The organism is Chromobacterium phragmitis (genome assembly GCF_003325475.1).
Classification (GTDB): Bacteria; Pseudomonadota; Gammaproteobacteria; order Burkholderiales; family Chromobacteriaceae; genus Chromobacterium; species Chromobacterium phragmitis.
Map to the genome: position 1 here is coordinate 3252185 of NZ_CP029495.1, position 19276 is coordinate 3271460.

Consider the following 19276-nt stretch of genomic DNA (forward strand, 5'->3'; position numbering starts at 1 on the left):
TCAGTGCTCTTGCGGCGTCGGGTTCGGATTGTCGGACGGCTGCACCGAATTGTTGACCGCGATCGGCGTGCCGGTCTTCAGTTTCAGCTGGCCGCTGGTCACCACTTCCTGGCCTTCCTTCAGGCCGCTGGTGATCGCCACCTGGTTGCCGCGGGTGTCGCCGGTGGTGACGAAGACCTGCTGCGCCTCGGGGCCGTTCTTGCCTGGTTTGACGATGAACACGGTGGAACCGTACGGGTTGTAGGTGACGGCAGTCTGCGGCAGCGTCAGGCGGCTTTGCCGGCTGCCGATGTCGACGGCGGCGTTGGCGAACATGCCGGGCATCAGCTGGCGCTTGGGATTGGCGATGGTGGCCTGCACCTGCACATTGCGGGTGGCAGGGTCCACTTTGGGGTTGATCGCGCTGATGCGGCCGCGGAAGGTCTGGTCGCCGAAGGCGTCGCTCTTCACGTTGACCGGCTGGCCCAGGCGGATCTGGGCGATCTGGCGTTGCGGCAGGAAGAAGTCGATGTAGACCGGGTCTATGGTCTGCAGGGTGACGATCTTCTCGCCGGCGTTCAGGTACTGGCCGGGATTGACGGCGGTGATGCCGACGCGGCCGGCGAACGGCGCGCGTATCGTCTTCTTGGCCACTAGCGCCTCCTGCTGCGCCACCTGGGCCTTCTTGCTCTTCAGATCGGCCTCGTCGGCGTCGACCTGGGCCTGGCTGACGCCCTGGACCGCCAGCTGCGCGCGGTCGCGCTTCAGCGTGGTGGCCGCCAGCTCGGCGGCGGCTTGCAGCGCGCGCAGCTGGGCGACGTCGGCGTCGGCGTTCAGCTGCACCAGCACCTCGCCGGCCTTGACGTCCTGGCCGGATTTGAAGTGCAGGCTGCGCGCCTGGCCGGCCACCTCGCTGCTGATGTCCACGCCGTGGACGGCGGACAGCGTGCCCACCGACCCCAGCTGCGGCTGCCATTCCTGCATTTTGGCGACGGCGGTGGACACCGTCTGCGGCCCCGGCTTGGGCGAGCTGGCGATCAGCTTCTGGATGTGGAGGAAAAAGCCCACGCCCAGCGCCAGCACCAGCAGCAGCACGCAGCCCAGCATGATCAACATTCGCTTGGTCATGATTTGTCTTCTCTATATGGCGATTCGAAATTGGCGCGCCCGCCGCGTGCGGCGGCGAACGATGTGTGTGTTCTGGGGGTCAGTTGGCCGCCGGTTGTTTCCACCAGCCGCCGCCCAGAGCCAGGAACAGCGCCGCGGTGTCGTTGTAGCGGGCGGCCTGGGCCTGGATCAGGCCGATGCGGGCCTGCTGGTAGCCGCGCTCGGCGTCCAGCAGCGCGAGATAGCTGATGCCGCCCAGCTTGTACTGCCGCGAGTGGACGTCCAGTGATTCTCGCGCCTGGGCCTCCGCTTCCGCCTGCGCCTTCAGCGCCTGGGCGTCCGAATCCACCGCCCGCAGGCTGTCGGCCACGTTCTGGAAGGCTTTCAGTACCGTGGCGCGGTATTGCGCCTCGGCCTGGCGGTAGGCGGCTTCGGCGGCGCGGCGCTTGGCGCTGAGCGCGCCGGCGTTGAACAGCGGCTGCAGCAGGCCGCCGGAGACGCCCCACAGCGTGTTGCCGACATCCATGCCGTTCATCACGGTGTGCTGGGTGCCGTAATTGCCGCTGAGCGTGATCTGCGGGTATTGGTTGGCGGCGGCCACGCCGACCTGGGCGCTGGCCTGGTGCAACAGCGCTTCGCTGGCGCGGATGTCCGGGCGCTGGCGGGCGAGGTCGGACGGCAGCGACACCGGCAGCTCGTCCGGCAGCTTCATCGACTCCAGCCGGAACTCCGGCAGTCCGCCTTCGCCGGGGAAACGCCCCGCCAGCGCCGCCAGCAGGTTGCGGGTCTGCGCCTGCGCCTTTTCCAATGGGGGGATCTGGGCGCGGGTCTGCGCCGCCAGCGTGCCCTGGCTCAGCGCCGCGGCGCGGGGCTGGGCGCCCAGCGCGACCTGCTTGTCGACGATGGCCAGCTGGGCCTCCTGCGCCTTCAGCAATTCGCGGGTGGCTTCCAGTTGGCCGCGCAGCGCCGCCTCCTGGACGGCGGCGGTCACCACGTTGGCGATCAGCGTCTGGTAGGCGGCCTCGGTCTGGAAGCGCTGGTAGTCCGCCGCCGCCATCAGGCCTTCCAGCTGGCGGCGGGAGCCGCCGAACACATCCAGGGTGTAGGACACGTTGATGGTGGCGTTGTAGACGTTGAATTCGCTGGGGCTGCCGCCGCTGAGGATGGCGCGCTGGCGGCCGCCGCCCAGCTGGGCGTTGACGCTGGGGAACAGCAGGTTGCCGGAGGCGGCGTTGTAGTTTTCCCGCGCCTGGGCAAGAGCCGCCTGGGCGGCTTCCAGCGTGGGATTGCGCTCCAGCGCCGCTCGGATCAGCTGGTCCAGCTCCGGCGAGCGGAACAGTGTCCACCATTGCTCGGGCAGGTCGCCGCCGGACACCAACCGCTGGCTGGCGCCGGCCGGGCCGGCCTTGGCCGCGGCGGTGGCGTCTGGCAATGGCGTTTCGGCGTAGCCGTGTTTGGCGGCGTCGGGCAGCGCGGGGGACTTGAAGTCCGGGCCCACCGCGCAGCCCGCCTGGATCAGGATCAGGGACAGCAGGGCGAGGCGCATGCGCGCGCGGGGAGAACGCCCGCCGCGGGCCATCGGCCGCGGCATGGCGGAAGAAGGATTGGATCTGGAATACACGGCGTGCTCCTGAATGTGCAGGAACGCCGCGCGGCCATCAGCCGGTATCGCGGCCTTCCCTGATTTCTTCCCTTGCGACGGCTCGCGTTGACGGTGCAAGGGAATGAACTTCGTATGCTCTATGGATTTTGCGCATATGTCTACTGGGTTGATGGTGTGGTTTTGTGAATGTCGTCTTGTTGAACATAATCGTCGCGCCGCGCGAGCTCACCCGGCTTGGGTTGCGGATGAAGACAGCCATTGCCTGGCCGCCTCGTCGGGCGACAAGCCCTGCTTGCAGATCAGGTGGTCGAGCCGGGTCATGGCTTGATTGCCCAGCCGCAACGCGCGCAAGTCGGCGATGGCCGCGGCGGAAAGACGGCGCAGCGCGTCCTTGCGGACGATGAGCGTCGCCTCGTCGCGGCCGCGCAGCAGGCCATCCGGATCGGCCAGTTCGCGGATGCGGTGGCGCCAGTGCAGATATTGTGGTTGCCACAGCGGCACCACCGCCCAGTCGCGGCGCGCGACGGCTTGTTCGAAGGCCGAGACGCAATCGTCCAGCGCGCCGTGGAGGAAGCGGTAGCCGGCCTCATGCAGCCGGTAGCGGTCCATGATCTCCAGCGAGAAGCGGCTGATGCCGGCGCCGGGATTGATGCCCTGTATGGTCTTGACCATGCGGGCCGCCACATCGGGCTTTGCCAGGTCAGCGATCTCGGCCACCGCATCGGCCGGCACGTAGTCCGGCACGCCCCACAGCGCGTAGGGCGCATACAACGCGGACATTTTTTCGATCTCGTCTTCGATGGGCGCGAGATAGCGGCCGTGGCTGCCGGGCAGCCAGGCGCTGCACAGCATGTCGCCCTGGCCGCTGGCCAGCAGTTCGAACGCGCGCTCGTGCGGCGCGCGCCATTGGCTGACGGCCACGCCATGTTTTTCCAGGACGGCGGCGATCACGGCGGCGCTGGCGGCGTGGAAGGACAGGTCTATCGTGACCAGCGTGATGTGGGGCGCGTTCATGCGGCTCCTGTCGGGAAAGGCCGCGAGGAGCGGCCGGGTTGAGCGTCGGGCGCGATCAGAAGCCGCTGAGCACGATCTTGCCGCGAGCGGCGTTGCTTTCCAGCAGGGCGTGGGCGCGCTTGAGGTTGGCGGCGCTGATCGCGCCGAAGCGTTCGGTGGCGGTGCTTGCCACGATGCCGGCGTCCACCAGCTTCGCCAGTTCGGTCAGCAGCCTGTGCTGTTCGATCCGGTCGTCGGTGGCGAACATCGAGCGGGTGTACATGAACTCCCAGTGCAGCGAGATGCTTTTCGTTTTCAACGGCCGCGCGTCCAGCGTCGCCGGGTCGTCGATCAGCGCGAGCTTGCCTTGCGGCGCCAGCGCGGCGACGATCTCGTCGAAATGCTGGTCGGTTTGGTTCAGGCTGGCCACGTATTCCACCTGCTCGATGCCTATCCGCTTCAGTTCCTGGCTCAAGGGCTGGTGGTGGTCGATCACGTGATGCGCGCCCAGTTCTTTGACCCAGGCCTGGGTTTCCGGCCGCGAGGCGGTGCCGATCACGGTGAGGCCGGTCAGGCGGCGGGCCAGCTGGACCAGGATGGAGCCGACGCCGCCGGCTGCGCCTACCACCAGCAGCCTCTTGCCGGATGGCTGGCTGTCGGCCAGAACTTGCAAGCGGTCGAACAGCAGTTCCCAAGCGGTGATGGCGGTCAGCGGCAGCGCGGCGGCGGTTTCGAAATCCAGGCTGTCCGGCATGCGGCCGACGATGTGCTCGTCCACCGCGTGCAGCTCGCTGTTGGCGCCGGGCCGGTGCAGCGCGCCGGCGTACCAGACGCGGTCGCCGGGGCGGAACAGCCTGGCCTTGTCGCCGACGGCGCGCACCACGCCGGCGACGTCCCAGCCCAGCACCTTGGCCTGGCCGGCTTCCGGCGCCATATGGGCGCGCACTTTCACATCGACCGGATTGACGGATATGGCCCGCACTTCCACCAACAGGTCATGCTCGCCGACTGCGGGGTCGGGCAACTGCACGTCCTGCAGCGCTTCGGGGTGGGAAATCGGCAGGCTCTGGTAATAGGCGACGGCTTTCATTTTGCTTTCCTCTGTTTCGCAAATGGGCGGCGGGAGGCCGCTTGCAGGATGCCTTGCATGGTATTGCTGTTTTGTTTTGAGAAAATCAGGCTAATATACAAATCAGTTTCAAAATTCATTTGATAAACATGGTCAGACCGGACGATTTGCAGATTTTCATCCGCGCGGCGGACAACGGCAGCCTGTCGGCCGCGGCGCGGCAACTGGACTTGAGTCCTGCGGTGGCCAGCGCCGGACTCAAGCGGCTGGAGGGCGAGCTGGGCGCGCAGCTGCTGGCGCGCTCTACCCGCAGCCTGAGGCTGACGCTGGCGGGGGAGCGCTATCTGGAGCACGCGCGGGCCGCGCTGGACGCGCTGCGCGCCGGCAGCCTGGCGCTGGAGCAGGATCGGCGCGAGTTGTCCGGCAGCATGTCGTTGTCCATGCCGTCCGATCTGGGGCGCAATCTGTTGCGGCCGTGGCTGGACGATTTTCTGCTGCAGCATCCCGGTTTGAGCTTGCAATTGCAGATCAGCGACCGCGTCGCCGACCTCTATCGCCAGCCGGTGGACGTGGCGCTGCGCTACGGCGTGCCGGAGGACTCCAGCCTGGTGGCGCTGCCGCTGGCGCCGGACAATCGCCGCGTGTTGTGCGCGTCGCCGGACTACCTGGCCCGCCATGGCGAGCCGCAAACGCCGCAGGCGCTGCGCGGGCACGCTTGCTTGCGGCTGGTGCTGGGCGAGGCGGTGCACGAACGCTGGAGTTTCGAGCGCGGCGGCGAGCGGCAGACGGTGGCGGTATCCGGCCGTTGGCTAAGCGACGACGGCGAGATCGTCAGGCGCTGGGCGGTGGCGGGGCTGGGCATCGCCTACAAGTCCAGGCTGGACGTGCTGGACGACTTGCGGGCGGGGCGGCTGCGCCCCCTGCTGACCGCTTGCCAGACGGAGCCGACGCCGCTGTGCCTGGTGACGCCGCACCGGCTGATGCTGTCGCCGGCGGTGGCGGCGCTGCGCGCGCATCTGCAACATTGCCTAGAACGGTATCTGGCGGAGCCGGCGGACGAGGCGGTCCGGCAGGGCGGTTCCGATTGAAACAAGTTTCCGGTGAGGAAAGGCGCGATGTGTATTTTCCGCAAGGATTCGGGCTATAATCGCGGCCTTGAATCCCTAACCTTGCGAATCCAGCATTCCAAGCCACAATTTCCACATGATCCGCAAGCTAATCCGTAAAGTCCTGGAATTGCCGATGGGCAAGCGCCGTGGCAGCAAGCCGCGCGTCTATCCGCTGCCGCAGCACGGCGTCCGCCGCGACCAGCTGAGCTCCGCCGCGCTGCGGGTGACCAACCGCCTGCAGGAAGCGGGCTACGCCGCCTACGTGGTGGGCGGCGCCGTGCGCGACCTGATGCTGGGCGTGTCGCCCAAGGATTTCGACGTGGCCACCAACGCCACGCCGGAGCAGGTGCATCATCTGTTCCGCCGCTCCCGCATCATCGGCCGCCGTTTCCGCATCGTCCACGTGATGATGGGCCCGGAAACCATAGAGGTGACCACCTTCCGCGGCGGCAGCGTGGACGACACCAATGAAACCGGCCGCATCATGGCCGACAACAGTTTCGGCAGCCAGGAAGAGGACGCGCACCGCCGCGACTTCACCGTCAACGCGTTGTTCTACGATCCGTCCGACGAAACCGTCATCGACTACCACCACGGGGTCAAGGACCTGCACGCCAAGAAACTGGTGATGATAGGCCAGCCCGCCCGCCGTTATCAGGAAGATCCGGTGCGCATGCTGCGCGCGGTGCGCCTGGCGGCCAAGCTGGGTTTCGAGATCGACGAAGACACCAAGAAGCCGATCCGCGCCCACGCCCATCTGTTGAAGAAGGAGCCGCCGGCCCGCTTGTTCGACGAGTTGCTCAAGCTCTTGATGTCCGGCCACGCTTACGCCTGCCTGAAAAAACTGCGCGAAGAAGGGTTGGCGCGCGGCGTCTTCCCGTTGCTGGACGCGGTGATGGACGACAAGGGCGGCGAAGACGCCTTCCTGAAGCTGAGCCTGGACAGCACCGACGCCCGCTTGCGCGCCGACAAGCCGATCTCCGTCGGCTTCCTGCTGGCCACGCTGCTGTGGCGGCAGGTGGACCAGGGCTGGCAACGCCGCCGCGAGGCCGGCGAAAAAAGCCTGCCGGCGCTGCTGGACGCCATATCCGATGTTGAGAATGAACAGGACAACGATTTCGCCATTCCGCGCCGCTTCAGCGTGACCATGCGCGAAATCTGGACGCTGCAAGCGCGTTTCGACAGCCGCACCGGCGGCCGGCCGTTCCGCTTCCTGGAGCAGCCGCGCTTCCGAGCCGCCTACGATTTCCTGGCGCTGCGCAGCGAGGCCGGCGACGTGCCGCGCGAGCTGGTGCGCTGGTGGGACGAATTCCAGCGCGGCGATGAAGGCGACCGCGAGCGTCTGGTTTCCGAGGCCAAGGACAGCGGGGCGGACGAGCCCGCCAAGAAGCGCCGGCGCAGGCGCAGCGGCGGCCGCCGCAAGCCGGAGGGCGCCGGGGAGAGCGCCGAGTGACGCTGGCCTACGTGGCTCTGGGCAGCAATCTGGAGCAGCCGCAACAGCAGGTCAGGGCCGCTCTCGCGGCCCTTGGCCATTTGGCCGGGACCGAGATGGTCCGCCATTCCTCGCTGTATCGCACCGCGCCGGTCGGCTACGCCGATCAACCCGATTTCATCAACGCGGTGGCGCTGCTGGACACCGCGCTGCCTCCCCATGGCTTGCTGGACGAGTTGTTGGCGCTGGAGCAACGCTTCGGCCGCCTGCGCAGCTTCCGCAACGCGCCAAGGGTACTAGATCTTGACTTGCTGTATTACGATGGCATCTTTCTGCAAGATTCGCGGCTGATCCTGCCCCATCCGCGGATGCATGAGCGCGCCTTCGTGATGGCGCCGCTGGCCGAAGTGGCCGGCGATGTGGAGCTGCCCGGCGTCGGCAAGGTCGCGGCACTGGCCGCGGGGCTGGCCGGCGACGGCATCCGGCGGCTGGGCGGGGACGATCAATCGAACGAACAGGAACGAGCATGAGTCAATTGCGATACGTGGTGGTGGAAGGGCCGATAGGCTCGGGCAAGTCCTCGCTGGCGCGCCGGCTGTCTGAATACTGGGATGTGCAGCTGAAGGCCGAGGACCCTGCCGCCAATCCCTTCCTGCCGCGGTTTTATCGCAATATGCCGGCCCACGCGCTGTCCACCCAGCTGAGCTTCCTGTTGCAGCGCGCCGACATCGCGCGCGAAATGCTGCAGGGCGAGTTGCAGGCGGCGCCGCTGGTGTCGGATTTCCTGTTCGAAAAGGACGAGCTGTTCGCCCGAATCAACCTGGATGAGCATGAGCTGGCGATTTACCAGCGGCTGGCGCGGCTGGCGTTGACCGAATATCCGGTGCCAGATCTGGTGATTTATCTGCAGGCGTCCGAGGACATCCTGCTGCAGCGGGTGGCGGCGCGGGCGATCGATTACGAGGTGAACTTCCCCGAGGGCTACCTCAAGCGCGTGCATGCCGGCTACAGCGAATTTTTCCACCAGTACGAGGCGGCGCCGTTGCTGATCGTCAACACCGACCATTTGAATCTGGTGGACGGCGACGAGGACTTCGAGTTATTGATCCGCTGCATCGCCGAGATGCGCGGCCAGCGCAGTTATTTCAACAAGAGCGTCTGACCGGGCATCGTCCCGCGCGGCGCCGTAGATGGAACGCGAGGAAGTCGAGATGAAAATAACCGTCAATACCCTGCACAAGCTGGCCGAGGAAGGCCGGAAGATCACCATGCTCACCTGCTACGACGCCAGCTTCGCCAGCCTGCTGGACGAGGCCGGCGTGGAAATCCTGCTGGTCGGCGATTCGCTGGGGCCGGTGATGCAGGGCGTGGACTCCACGCTGCCGGTCAGCGAAGAGGACATGCTCTACCACATCCGCTGCGTGGCCCGCGGCGCCAAGAACGCGCTGATCCTGGGCGACATGACTTTCGGCGCCTACCAGGAAAGCCCGCAGCAGGCCTTTGCCCATGCCGCGCGCCTGCTGCAGGCCGGCGCCCACATGGTGAAGCTGGAAGGCGGCGCCTACATGGCCGAGACCACCCGCTTCCTGGTGGAGCGCGGCATTCCGGTGTGCTCCCACATCGGCCTGACGCCGCAATACGTCAACATGTTCGGCGGCTACCGCGTGCAGGGCAGGGGCGAAGACGCGCAGCGCATCCTGAACGACGCCAAGGTCCTGGCCGAGGCCGGCGCCAGCCTGGTGCTGATGGAGTGCGTGCCGGCGCCGCTGGCCAAGGAGATCACCGAAACCGTCAAGGCGCCGACCATAGGCATCGGCGCGGGCGCGGACACGTCCGGCCAGGTGCTGGTGCTGCACGACATGCTGGGCGTGTATCCGGGTAAGAAGGCCAAGTTCGTCAAGAACTTCATGGAAGAGGCCGGCAGCATCCAGGGCGCTGTCCAGGCTTACATCAAGGCGGTGAAGGACAAGACCTTCCCGACCGAAGAGCACACTTACTAAGCCCGGAAGAGAACGAGAGATGGAAATCATCCGTACCGTGGCCGAGATGCGCGCCTGGCGCAAGCAGGCCGGCAAGCTGGCTTTCGTGCCTACCATGGGCAATCTGCACGAGGGGCACCTGAAGCTGGTGGCCGCCGCCCGCGAGCGCGCCGACAAAGTGGCGGTCAGCATCTTCGTCAACCGGCTGCAGTTCGGCCAGGGAGAGGACTTCGACGCCTATCCGCGCACTTTTGAGGCGGACTGCGACAAGCTGCGCGCCGCCGGCGTGGACGCGCTGTTTTTTCCGACCGAGCGCGAGTTGTACCCGCGCGTGAGGCAGGACTTCAACATCGAGCCGCCGCACATCCAGAACGAGCTGTGCGGCGCTTTCCGTCCCGGCCATTTCCGCGGCGTGGCCACGGTGGTGACCAAGCTGTTTAACATCGTGCAGCCGGACCTGGCCTGCTTCGGCAAGAAGGATTACCAGCAGCTGCACGTGATCCAGGCGATGCTCGCCGATCTCAATTCGCCGATCGAGATCGTGCCGGTGGACACCGGCCGCGCCGATGACGGCCTGGCGCTGTCGTCGCGCAATGGTTACCTCGCGATTGAAGAGCGCGCCGAGGCGCCGCGTCTATATCGCAACCTGAGCGCGATTCGCGATGGGCTGCTCGCCGGCAGCCAGGATTACGCGGGTCTGGAGCAGGCTGCGCGAGACGACCTGTCCGCCGCCGGCTGGACCGTGGATTATGTCGAGGTGCGACAGGCCGACACGCTGGAAATCGCCCATGCCGGCGAGAAGCGGCTGGTGGTGCTGGCCGCGGCGCGCCTGGGCAAGACCCGGTTGATCGACAATATCGAAGTGTTCCGTTAAACCGGGACGAGAGGGAAAGCTGTCATGCAACGCAATATGCTCAAGTCCAAGCTCCATCGCGTGACCACCACGCACGCGGAGCTGCATTACATCGGCTCTTGCGCCATCGATGAGAATCTGCTGGAAGCGGCGGACATCCTCGAGTACGAAGAAGTGCAGATCTGGAACGTCACCAACGGCGAGCGCTTCGCCACTTACGCAATCAAGGCGGAGCGCGGCTCCGGCGTGATTTCGGTGAATGGCTCGGCCGCGCGCCGCGCCGCGCCGGGCGACCTGCTGATCATCGCCTCCTTCGCTCAGTATGAAGACGCGGAGTTGAAGAACCATTCGCCCAAGCTGGTGTTCGTCGATGGCGACAATCGCCTGACCGAGGTGAAGGGCGCCACGCCGACGCAGCCGGCCTGATCCGTCCGCGCCGCCCATCGCCGCCGGCCGCCTTGATGGCTGCCGGCGGCGTTTCTTTGTCAGCGCTTCACGTATTTGGCCAGCAAGCGCGCCAGCTGGCCGGAGCGGCGCATGGTTTCGAGCTCGGCGTCCACCAGTTGGCGCAGCGCTTCGCCGCGCGGGTTTTTGCGGCTGAATATCATGTGAAAGGGATTGGCGTTGGCGCCGGGGAGCGGCAGCCGCCCGACAGCGGGATCATCGATCACATCCAGCGCGCCGATGCTGGCGAGGCCAGCCATCACCTCGACATCCTCGGCGAACAGATCCAGCCTGCCGGCCTTCATCATCTTCACCAGCTCCGGATAGCTGGCCGCGCGCGTCATCTTGTCCTTGTCCACGGCGGCGAGATTGGAGTAGGCGTAGCCCTTGATGCCGCCTAGCCGGTAGCGATTGAGGTCGGCCTGGCTGTCCAAGCGCAGCCCCTGCGGAAAGCGGCTCTTGGCATAGAACACGTAGTAATGGGTCTGGTAATAGGGCTGGGAGAACAGGAAGCGCCGTTCGCGGTCGGGATTCTTGCTGGCGCTGAGCGCCATCACGTAACTCTCGCCGGCTTCTATCGATCCCAGGCAGCGTTTCCACGGCGGGAGGTTTATCTGGAATGGAATCCCATGCTTGTTCAGAATGGCCGAAATCACTTCCACGGAGTAGCCGGCGATCTCCTGTGTGGGTTTGCCATCGACGCGGCGGTAGTAGGTGAATGGCGGCCATTCGTCGCCGTCGTCGCAGATGCGCACCAGGGATCGGTCTTGCTGCATCGCGGCATGGCTGGATAGGGAGAGGACGCATACGAAGGCGGCAAGCAGGCGGCGCATGGCGATCTCCCTGTCTGGATGCATTGATTTTATGTCCTGTTGTTTGCGTTTGCCCCAGTCCGCGGAGGTTTTTTTGCGCTTGCAGCATGGCTGAGGCATAGTGAAGCGAGAGCGCGGCTGGCGCCGCGCTTCCATTCCGCGAAGGAGGGCCGATGAGCGTAGGTCTGACCGGAGGTTGCTTGTGCGGCGCAGTGCGCTATCGATTGCGCGGCACGCCGTTCCACATTACCCATTGTCATTGCCGCAGCTGCCGACGCGCCAGCGGCGCCGCTTTCGTCACTTGGTTCACCGTACGCGTGCACGAGCTGGAGTGGCGGGGGGAGCGGCCGGTGCAGTACCACTCGTCGGCGGCGGTGTCGCGCGGCTTCTGTCCGCACTGCGGCTCCACGCTCACCTATTTTCACGAGTCGGATCCGGAGGAGATCGACGTCACCGCCGCTTCGTTGGACGCGCCGGAGGTATTGGCGCCCGAGCATCATTCCTGGTGGGAGCAGCGGCTGGAGTGGGGTACCGCCAGCGCGCAGGGCGCGCTGCCGGTGCATCAGCGCGGCGGGGGCTAGCCCAGTTCGCGCGTGGAGACGATCACGCCGTCTTCGTCGGCGTATAGCCACTGGCCGGGCTGGAGGTCGCAGCCGGCGATGCGCACGATCAGATTCTTCTGGCCGCTGTTCGACTTCACCGACTTGCGCGGATGCGCCGCCAGCGCCTTGACCCCCAGCGGCAGTTTGGCCAGCGCGGCGCTGTCGCGCACGCAGCCGTCCATCACCAGCCCGGCCCAGCCGTTTCTCACCGCGAGCTCGCCCAGTTGATCGCCTAGCAGCGCGCAGCGTCGCGAGCCGCCGCCATCCACCACCAGCACGCGTCCATTCCCATTCTCGCCCAGTGTTTCACGCACCAGGCTGTTGTCTTCGAACAACTTCAGCGTGGCGATGGGGCCGTGAAAGCGGATATTGCCGCCGAACGATTGAAAGATCGGCTCCAGAACTTGGATTTCCGCATCGAAGGCATCGCACAGATCGGTGGTGGCCAAGCTCATGTCGTTCTCCCGGATATGAAAATGCCGCCCACCGGCAAAGGTGGGCGGCATCGCCCGCGGGGTACGCGGGCTTTGGGTGCGCCGCTTGTGGCGGCTTAATGGAACTGTTCTTCCTCGGTGGAGCCGGTCAGCGCGGTGACGCTGGAGGCGCCGCCCTGGATCACGGTGGTCACGTCGTCGAAGTAGCCGGTGCCCACTTCTTGCTGGTGGGACACGAAGCTGTAGCCGCGGTCGCGGGCGGCGAACTCGGGCTCCTGCACCTTCTCGACGTAGGCGGACATGCCGCGCGCCACGTAGTCCTGCGCCAGGTCGTACATGTTGAACCACATGCTGTGGATGCCGGCCAGGGTGATGAACTGGTACTTGTAGCCCATCGCGCCCAGCTCGCGCTGGAACTTGGCGATGGTGGCGTCGTCCAGGTTCTTTCTCCAGTTGAACGACGGCGAGCAGTTGTAGGCCAGCAGCTTGCCCGGATGCTTGGCGTGCACGGCTTCGGCGAATTTGCGCGCGAATTCGAGATCCGGGGTGCCGGTTTCGCACCACACCAGGTCGGCGTAGTCGGCGTAGGCCACCGCGCGGCTGATGGCTTGCTCCAGGCCCTTCTTGGTCTTGTAGAAGCCTTCGGCGGTGCGCTCGCCGGTCAGGAAGGGCTCGTCGTTGGGGTCCACGTCGCTGGTCAGAAGGTCGGCCGCTTCGGCGTCGGTGCGGGCGATCACCAGCGTCGGCACGCCGTAGACGTCGGCCGCCAGGCGGGCGGCTATCAGCTTCTGGATCGCTTCCTGGGTCGGCACCAGCACCTTGCCGCCCATGTGGCCGCACTTCTTCACCGAGGCCAGCTGGTCTTCGAAGTGCACGCCTGCGGCGCCGGCGCGGATCATCGACTTCATCAGCTCATAGGCGTTCAGCACGCCGCCGAAGCCGGCTTCGGCGTCGGCGACGATGGGCGCGAAGTAGTCGACATAGCCCTTGTCGCCGGCTTCTACGCCCTTGGCGTGCTGGATTTCATCGGCGCGGGTGAAGGTGTTGTTGATGCGTTCCACCACCTTGGGCACCGAGTCCACCGGATACAAGGACTGATCCGGGTACATGGCCGAGTACTCGTTGTTGTCGGCGGCCACTTGCCAGCCGGACAGATAGATGGCCTTGACGCCTGCCTTCACCTGCTGCATCGCCTGGCCGCCGGTCAGCGCGCCCAGACAGTTGATGTAAGGCTCGTTGTTCACCAGTTGCCACAGTTTTTCCGCGCCGTGGCGGGCCAGGCTGTGCTCCACCTGCAGCGATCCGCGCAGGCGTTCGACGTCGGCGGCGCTGTAGCCACGCTTGATGCCTTTCCAGCGCGGGTTTTCGTCCCAGTCTTTCTGGATGGCTGCAATGCGTTGTTCGCGAGTCGTCATGTTGAAACCCTTCTCGAAACGTTTCTGTGCTCGCCGGCGTGGCCGGCGTCCTCGATAGCGGTACCACTGTTCCGGTGTTCCGGATTTTTGTCAAAACCGGGCTGGATCGGCCTGATTTATCTTGTCCGCGCGCGGCAGCGGTTTTTCGGCTGCGGCAGCGGTTTCTTCCTTGGTGTGCGGCCATTATAAGCACAAAAAATCCGAGATGTGTGCAGTGCAGCAAAGAAAAATTCCAGTGTTTTCATAAGCTAACAATCTGCTGCGTTAAACGAATATTTGCCGATATCAAAAGTGTAGTTTGCGAAAAAATGCCGGTAAAAATACGCACATTGACTATTTTTTGCTTGCGATGGAGATGTGCACTGAAGGGCTTGAAATCGCCGGGAAAGTCCCTACCTAGCATCTGGACATCAATTTAGCCGGTGCAATTCCGAGGAAACGTCATGCAAGAGAACCAAAATCAAACGGCCGAAGCCGTGGAAAACGAAATGACCGATACCGCCAGCGCGGCGCATACCGAGCTGGAGCAGACTCCCGAGCAGCACATCGCCGGGCTGGAAGCCGAAATCGCCGAACTGAACGACACCCTGCTGCGCGCCCGAGCCGAGCTGGAAAACCAGCGCCGCCGCGCGCAGGATGAGGTGGCCGCCGCGCACAAGTACGCGATCGGCAAGTTCGCGGCCGAGCTGGTGACGGTCAAGGATTACCTGGAAATGGCGCTGCTGGACCAGAGCGGCCAGATCGACGCGCTGAAGATGGGCGTGGACATGACGCTGAAACAGCTGGTGTCCGCCTTCGACAAGGCGCAGATCAAGGACATCGCGCCCAAGCTCGGCGACAAGCTGGATCCGCACCAGCACCAGGCCATGAGCGCGGAAGAGTCCGATGCCGAACCGAACACCGTGGTGCGCGTGATGCAGAAGGGTTATCTGCTGGCCGACCGCGTGCTGCGCCCGGCCATGGTGGTGGTATCCAAGGCCAAGGCATAAAAAAGGCGCTGGCCGGGCTCTTGAAAAGTTCGGCATAGCCAATATTTATTGAGACAACAGGCTCTGGCTATCAGAAATGGCCAGGCCGGAACGAATAGAGAAAAGGAATACATCATGGGTAAAATCATCGGTATCGACCTGGGCACCACCAACTCCTGCGTAGCGGTCGTAGAAGGCGGCAACCCGAAAGTCATCGAAAACGCCGAAGGCAACCGCACCACCCCGTCCATCATCGCCTACGTCGAAGACGGCGAAATCCTGGTGGGCGCGCCGGCCAAGCGCCAGGCCGTGACCAACCCGAAGAACACGATTTACGCCGCCAAGCGCCTGATCGGCCGCCGGTTTGAAGACAAGGAAGTGCAGAAGGATATCGATCTGATGCCTTTTGAAATCCTGAAGGCCAAGAACGGCGACGCCTGGGTGAAGGCGCGCGATCAGGAACTGGCTCCGCCGCAAATCTCCGCGGAAGTGCTGCGCAAGATGAAGAAGGCCGCCGAAGACTACCTGGGCGAAGAAGTGACCGAAGCCGTGATCACCGTGCCGGCCTACTTCAACGACAGCCAGCGCCAGGCCACCAAGGACGCCGGCCGCATCGCCGGCCTGGAAGTGAAGCGCATCATCAACGAGCCGACCGCGGCCGCGCTGGCCTTCGGCCTGGCCAAGCAGGAAGGCGACCGCAAGATCGCGGTATACGACCTGGGCGGCGGCACCTTCGACGTGTCCATCATTGAAATCGCCGACGTGGACGGCGAGCACCAGTTCGAAGTGCTGTCGACCAACGGCGACACCTTCCTGGGCGGCGAAGACTTCGACCAGCGCCTGATCGACTACATCGTCACCGAATTCAAGAAAGAGCAAGGCGTCGATCTGAAGCAGGACGTGATGGCGCTGCAACGCCTGAAAGAGGCCGCTGAAAAGGCCAAGATCGAGCTGTCCAGCGCCACCCAGACCGAAGTGAACCTGCCGTACATCACCATGGACGCCACCGGTCCGAAGCACTTGGCGATGAAGATCACCCGCGCCAAGTTCGAAAGCCTGGTGGATGACCTGATCGCCCGCTCCATCGAGCCGTGCCGCGTGGCGCTGAAGGACGCAGGCGTATCGCTGTCCGACATCACCGACGTGATCCTGGTCGGCGGCCAGAGCCGCATGCCCAAGGTGCAGGACGCGGTGAAGGAATTCTTCGGCAAGGAACCGCGCAAGGACGTGAACCCTGACGAAGCCGTGGCCGTCGGCGCCGCCATCCAGGGCTCCGTGCTGTCGGGCGACCGCAAGGACGTGCTGCTGCTGGACGTGACCCCGCTGTCGCTGGGCATCGAAACCCTGGGCGGCGTGATGACCAAGCTGATCCAGAAGAACACCACGATCCCGACCAAGGCGTCGCAGACTTTCTCCACTGCCGACGACAACCAGACCGCGGTGACCATCCACGTGCTGCAGGGCGAGCGCGAGAAGGCCGCCGCCAACAAATCGCTGGGCCAGTTCAATCTGGGCGACATCCCGCCGGCGCCGCGCGGCATTCCGCAGATCGAGGTCGAGTTCAACATCGACGCCAACGGCATCCTGCACGTGTCCGCCAAGGACAAGGCCACCGGCAAGCAAGCCAACATCACCATCCAGGCTTCCTCCGGCCTGTCCGAAGCCGAGATCGAGCGCATGGTAAAGGATGCCGAGGCCAACGCCGAGGAAGACAAGAAGCTGCATGAGCTGGTGACCGCGCGCAACCACGCCGAAGGCCTGATCCACAGCATCAAGAAATCGCTGGGCGAACATGGCGACAAGATCGGCGCAGACGAAAAGGCCAAGATCGAATCCGCGCTGAAGGAGGCCGAGGAAGTGGTGAAGGGCGAGGACAAGGAAGCCATCGAAGCCAAGGCCGAAGAACTGGCCAAGGCCAGCCAGAAGCTGGGCGAGATCATGTACGCCCAGGCCCAGGCGGAAGCCGGCGCCCAGGAAGGCGCCGAGCAGGCCGACGCCGGCAAGAAGGACGAAGGCAATGTGGTGGACGCCGAGTTCGAGGAAGTGAAGAAAGACAAGGCTTGATAGCCGCCTTGTTCTGATGGCGCCAGATGACCGGGCCAAGCCCACCGGGAGGTCCCGGGGCTTGTTCCGGTCATCGGCGTTTGGATGGCCGCCTGGCGGCCAGGTCTTCTGGAGAGTGAATGTCGTCCCGTATCACCTTTTCGGCTCGCGGGCCGTTTTTCGAAACGCTGAAGTCCCGGGTTGACGCCTATTTTCAGCAAACCGGGCAGCGCCACACCGGCAACCGGCTGTTGCATTTCAAAACCGTGTTCGCCTATGCGCTGGCAGGCTTCAGTTACGCGATGCTGGTATGGGGCGTCGAGCACTGGTGGTCGGCGCTATTGGCCGGATTCGGACTGGCGCAGGGCTTGGTGTTGATCGCTTTCAACGTGATGCACGACGGCGCGCATGGCAGTTATTCCCGCAAGCGCTGGGTGAACTGGCTGATGGGTTCCAGCATGGAGGTGCTGGGCGGCAGCCAGAGCATGTGGCAGCAGAAGCACAATGTGCTGCACCACACTTACACCAATGTGGACGGCAAGGACGACGACATCGCGCTGGGCAGCCTGATGCGCCTGTCGCCGGCCACGCCGTGGCGGCCCTGGCACCGGCTGCAGCACTGGTACGCGGTATTCCTGTATAGCCTGTTGACGCTGTTCTGGTTGCTGTTCAGCGACTGGCACAAGATGATACGCGGCAAAATCGGCGATACCCCGCTGCCCAGGCGCGCCTGGTGGGAGTGGCCGTATTTCGTGGCCACCAAGCTGTTGTATGTCGGCTATACGCTGGCGCTGCCGGCGATGTATCACCCGCTTTCGCATGTGCTGCTGGCCTTCCTCTGCGTGCATCTGCTGTTCGGCCTGACGCTGTCGGTGGTGTTCCAGCTGGCGCACACGGTGGAGGGGGCGGCGTTCCCGCTGCCTGGGGAGGACGGCAAAATGGCCGATGAATGGGCGGTGCACCAGTTGAAGACCACGGCCAATTTCGCCTGCGGCAATCGCCTGGTGACGTTTTACATGGGCGGGTTGAATTTCCAGGTGGAGCATCACCTGTTCCGCAAGACCAGCCATGTCCATTATCCGGCCTTGAGCCGGATCGTGGCGGAAGCCTGCCGCGAGCATGGCATGCCTTATCAGTCGTTCCGCTCGGTATCGGCGGCAATGAGGGCGCATTTCCGATTTTTGAAACAGATGGGTAGACAACCGGCCGCGCTGTGAGCGGGTCCCGTTCCTGCGGCAACCAGAATTTGAGAGTGACAGCAGATGTCCAAAAAAGACTACTACGACGTGCTGGGCGTCAACCGCGACGCCTCCGACGATGACATCAAGAAGGCTTACCGCAAGCTGGCGATGAAGTACCACCCGGACCGCAATCCGGACAGCAAGGAAGCCGAGGACAAGTTCAAGGAGGTGAAGGAAGCCTACGAGATTCTGTCCGACAGCCAGAAACGCGGCGCATACGACCAATTCGGCCACGCCGGCGTCGATCCGCAGGCAGGCGCCGGCGGCCAGGGTTTCGGCGGTTTCGGCGATTTCGCCGACATCTTCAGCGACATCTTCGGCGGCGGCCGCGGCGGCCAGGGCGGCGGGCGTTCCAATGTCTATCGCGGCGCGGATCTGCGTTACAACATGGAGATCTCGCTGGAGGAGGCGGCGCGCGGCTGCGAGAAGCAGATCCGCATTCCGTCGCACGAGTCATGCTCCACATGCAGCGGCACCGGCGCCAAGCCGGGCACCCAACCCAAGACCTGCTCCACCTGCGGCGGCCACGGCCAGGTACGGATGAGCCAGGGCTTCTTCTCGATCCAGCAGACTTGTCCGACTTGCCATGGCACGGGCAAGCAGATCACCGATCCCTGCACCAGCTGCCACGGCGCCGGCCAGAAGAAGACCACCAAGACGCTGAACGTGAAGATTCCGGCCGGCGTGGACGAGGGCGACCGCATCCGCTTGGGCGGCGAGGGCGAACCGGGCCAGAACGGCGGCCCGGCGGGCGACCTGTACGTGGTCACCCATATCAAGCAGCACGCGGTGTTCCAGCGCGACGGCATGGACTTGCACTGCGAGATGCCGATCTCCTTCTCCACCGCGGCATTGGGCGGCGAGGTGGAAATACCGACGCTGGACGGCATGGCCAAGGTGAAGATTTCGCCGGAAACCCAGAGCGGGCGCGTCTACCGTCTGCGCGGCAAGGGCGTGAAGGCAGTGCGCGGCAGCGAGTTCGGCGACCTGCATTGCCACGTGGTGGTGGAGACGCCGGTCAAGCTGACCGAGCGCCAGAAGGAGCTGCTGCGCGAGTTCGAGGCGATCAGCCAGGGCGATGTGGCCACTCATAACCCGCGCTCCAAGTCTTTCATGGACAAGCTGCGCGATTTCTTCGAATAAGCCGCGCGCCCTGCCGGATCCAACGCGCCAGCCAGCGGGCTGGCGTTTTT

Annotated in this window: 19 protein-coding genes; 12 read left to right on the forward strand and 7 right to left on the reverse strand. The window is 64.8% G+C overall.

Going from position 1 to position 19276, the window contains the following annotated elements:
* The 4 genes from DK842_RS15405 to DK842_RS15420 all read right to left on the reverse strand — a co-directional run bounded on the left by DK842_RS15405 (position 1) and on the right by DK842_RS15420 (position 4772).
* Positions 1-1107: an efflux RND transporter periplasmic adaptor subunit gene (locus tag DK842_RS15405; RefSeq protein WP_114062231.1), complete on the reverse strand. Its 1107-nt coding sequence runs from the start codon at positions 1105-1107 to the stop codon at positions 1-3.
* Positions 1108-1186: 79 nt separating this feature from the next.
* Complete coding sequence (locus DK842_RS15410) at positions 1187-2707, reverse strand: efflux transporter outer membrane subunit (RefSeq protein WP_114062232.1); 1521 nt, start codon at positions 2705-2707, stop codon at positions 1187-1189.
* Positions 2708-2914: 207 nt separating this feature from the next.
* The gene (locus DK842_RS15415; protein ID WP_114062233.1) at positions 2915-3703 is read right to left on the reverse strand and encodes a glycine betaine ABC transporter substrate-binding protein; all 789 of its coding nucleotides are present in this window, start codon (positions 3701-3703) and stop codon (positions 2915-2917) included.
* Positions 3704-3758: 55 nt separating this feature from the next.
* Positions 3759-4772 (reverse strand): zinc-binding alcohol dehydrogenase family protein, encoded by a 1014-nt coding sequence (locus DK842_RS15420; protein ID WP_114062234.1) that lies wholly within the window; start codon positions 4770-4772, stop codon positions 3759-3761.
* A gap of 128 nt (positions 4773-4900) precedes the next feature.
* Here DK842_RS15420 and DK842_RS15425 point away from each other — a divergent pair, with 128 nt between their 5' ends.
* The 7 genes from DK842_RS15425 (at position 4901) to panD (ending at position 10550) form a co-directional block, all read left to right on the forward strand.
* Positions 4901-5839, forward strand: coding sequence for a LysR family transcriptional regulator (locus DK842_RS15425; RefSeq protein ID WP_114062235.1), 939 nt, complete (start codon positions 4901-4903; stop codon positions 5837-5839).
* A 115-nt stretch (positions 5840-5954) separates the two neighbouring features.
* Positions 5955-7313 carry a polynucleotide adenylyltransferase PcnB gene (gene pcnB, locus DK842_RS15430; protein ID WP_114062236.1) on the forward strand — a complete coding sequence of 453 codons (1359 nt, stop codon included), beginning with the start codon at positions 5955-5957 and terminating at the stop codon, positions 7311-7313.
* Positions 7310-7822 (forward strand): 2-amino-4-hydroxy-6-hydroxymethyldihydropteridine diphosphokinase, encoded by a 513-nt coding sequence (gene folK, locus DK842_RS15435; protein WP_114062237.1) that lies wholly within the window; start codon positions 7310-7312, stop codon positions 7820-7822. Before pcnB ends, folK begins: the two co-directional genes overlap by 4 nt.
* Positions 7819-8454, forward strand: coding sequence for a deoxynucleoside kinase (locus tag DK842_RS15440; protein ID WP_114062238.1), 636 nt, complete (start codon positions 7819-7821; stop codon positions 8452-8454). The genes folK and DK842_RS15440 overlap by 4 nt, the downstream gene beginning before the upstream one ends.
* A gap of 49 nt (positions 8455-8503) precedes the next feature.
* Positions 8504-9292 (forward strand): 3-methyl-2-oxobutanoate hydroxymethyltransferase, encoded by a 789-nt coding sequence (gene panB, locus DK842_RS15445; protein WP_114062239.1) that lies wholly within the window; start codon positions 8504-8506, stop codon positions 9290-9292.
* Between the two features lie 19 nt (positions 9293-9311).
* Positions 9312-10145 (forward strand): pantoate--beta-alanine ligase, encoded by an 834-nt coding sequence (gene panC, locus DK842_RS15450; RefSeq protein WP_114062240.1) that lies wholly within the window; start codon positions 9312-9314, stop codon positions 10143-10145.
* 24 nt (positions 10146-10169) lie between these two features.
* The gene (gene panD / locus DK842_RS15455) at positions 10170-10550 is read left to right on the forward strand and encodes an aspartate 1-decarboxylase (protein WP_043573938.1); all 381 of its coding nucleotides are present in this window, start codon (positions 10170-10172) and stop codon (positions 10548-10550) included.
* Positions 10551-10609: 59 nt separating this feature from the next.
* On the opposite strand, the gene DK842_RS15460 is transcribed toward panD, so the two are convergent.
* Positions 10610-11401 carry a substrate-binding periplasmic protein gene (locus DK842_RS15460; RefSeq protein ID WP_168194896.1) on the reverse strand — a complete coding sequence of 264 codons (792 nt, stop codon included), beginning with the start codon at positions 11399-11401 and terminating at the stop codon, positions 10610-10612.
* A gap of 152 nt (positions 11402-11553) precedes the next feature.
* On the opposite strand from DK842_RS15460, the gene DK842_RS15465 reads away from it, so the two are divergent.
* Entirely contained in the window at positions 11554-11961 is a 408-nt protein-coding gene (locus DK842_RS15465) for a GFA family protein (RefSeq protein ID WP_232538498.1), read from the forward strand.
* On the opposite strand, the gene rraA is transcribed toward DK842_RS15465, so the two are convergent.
* Positions 11958-12437, reverse strand: a complete 480-nt coding sequence (rraA, locus tag DK842_RS15470; RefSeq protein ID WP_114062242.1) for a ribonuclease E activity regulator RraA — start codon at positions 12435-12437, stop codon at positions 11958-11960. The genes DK842_RS15465 and rraA overlap by 4 nt on opposite strands.
* A 95-nt stretch (positions 12438-12532) precedes the next feature.
* Complete coding sequence (aceA, locus tag DK842_RS15475) at positions 12533-13831, reverse strand: isocitrate lyase (protein ID WP_114062243.1); 1299 nt, start codon at positions 13829-13831, stop codon at positions 12533-12535.
* A gap of 443 nt (positions 13832-14274) precedes the next feature.
* On the opposite strand from aceA, the gene grpE reads away from it, so the two are divergent.
* From grpE to dnaJ, 4 genes are all read left to right on the forward strand, one after another.
* Positions 14275-14820: a nucleotide exchange factor GrpE gene (gene grpE, locus DK842_RS15480; protein ID WP_114062244.1), complete on the forward strand. Its 546-nt coding sequence runs from the start codon at positions 14275-14277 to the stop codon at positions 14818-14820.
* 114 nt (positions 14821-14934) lie between these two features.
* On the forward strand, positions 14935-16863 hold the full coding sequence (gene dnaK / locus DK842_RS15485; RefSeq protein WP_114062245.1) for a molecular chaperone DnaK: 1929 nt from the start codon (positions 14935-14937) through the stop codon (positions 16861-16863).
* Between the two features lie 119 nt (positions 16864-16982).
* Positions 16983-18059, forward strand: coding sequence for a fatty acid desaturase family protein (locus DK842_RS15490; RefSeq protein ID WP_114062246.1), 1077 nt, complete (start codon positions 16983-16985; stop codon positions 18057-18059).
* Between the two features lie 45 nt (positions 18060-18104).
* A complete protein-coding gene (gene dnaJ / locus DK842_RS15495) occupies positions 18105-19226 on the forward strand; it encodes a molecular chaperone DnaJ (protein WP_114062247.1) in 1122 nt (373 codons plus the stop codon).
* The last annotated feature ends 50 nt before the right edge of the window (positions 19227-19276 follow it).

Coding starts and splice junctions, on each gene's coding strand:
- DK842_RS15405 (WP_114062231.1), bottom strand. CDS start 1,107: ATGACCAAGCGAATGTTGATCATGCTGGGCTGCGTGCTGCTGCTGGTG.
- DK842_RS15415 (WP_114062233.1), bottom strand. CDS start 3,703: ATGAACGCGCCCCACATCACGCTGGTCACGATAGACCTGTCCTTCCAC.
- DK842_RS15420 (WP_114062234.1), bottom strand. CDS start 4,772: ATGAAAGCCGTCGCCTATTACCAGAGCCTGCCGATTTCCCACCCCGAA.
- DK842_RS15425 (WP_114062235.1), top strand. CDS start 4,901: ATGGTCAGACCGGACGATTTGCAGATTTTCATCCGCGCGGCGGACAAC.
- pcnB (WP_114062236.1), top strand. CDS start 5,955: ATGATCCGCAAGCTAATCCGTAAAGTCCTGGAATTGCCGATGGGCAAG.
- DK842_RS15440 (WP_114062238.1), top strand. CDS start 7,819: ATGAGTCAATTGCGATACGTGGTGGTGGAAGGGCCGATAGGCTCGGGC.
- panB (WP_114062239.1), top strand. CDS start 8,504: ATGAAAATAACCGTCAATACCCTGCACAAGCTGGCCGAGGAAGGCCGG.
- panC (WP_114062240.1), top strand. CDS start 9,312: ATGGAAATCATCCGTACCGTGGCCGAGATGCGCGCCTGGCGCAAGCAG.
- panD (WP_043573938.1), top strand. CDS start 10,170: ATGCAACGCAATATGCTCAAGTCCAAGCTCCATCGCGTGACCACCACG.
- DK842_RS15460 (WP_168194896.1), bottom strand. CDS start 11,401: ATGCGCCGCCTGCTTGCCGCCTTCGTATGCGTCCTCTCCCTATCCAGC.
- DK842_RS15465 (WP_232538498.1), top strand. CDS start 11,554: ATGAGCGTAGGTCTGACCGGAGGTTGCTTGTGCGGCGCAGTGCGCTAT.
- rraA (WP_114062242.1), bottom strand. CDS start 12,437: ATGAGCTTGGCCACCACCGATCTGTGCGATGCCTTCGATGCGGAAATC.
- aceA (WP_114062243.1), bottom strand. CDS start 13,831: ATGACGACTCGCGAACAACGCATTGCAGCCATCCAGAAAGACTGGGAC.
- grpE (WP_114062244.1), top strand. CDS start 14,275: ATGCAAGAGAACCAAAATCAAACGGCCGAAGCCGTGGAAAACGAAATG.
- dnaK (WP_114062245.1), top strand. CDS start 14,935: ATGGGTAAAATCATCGGTATCGACCTGGGCACCACCAACTCCTGCGTA.
- DK842_RS15490 (WP_114062246.1), top strand. CDS start 16,983: ATGTCGTCCCGTATCACCTTTTCGGCTCGCGGGCCGTTTTTCGAAACG.
- dnaJ (WP_114062247.1), top strand. CDS start 18,105: ATGTCCAAAAAAGACTACTACGACGTGCTGGGCGTCAACCGCGACGCC.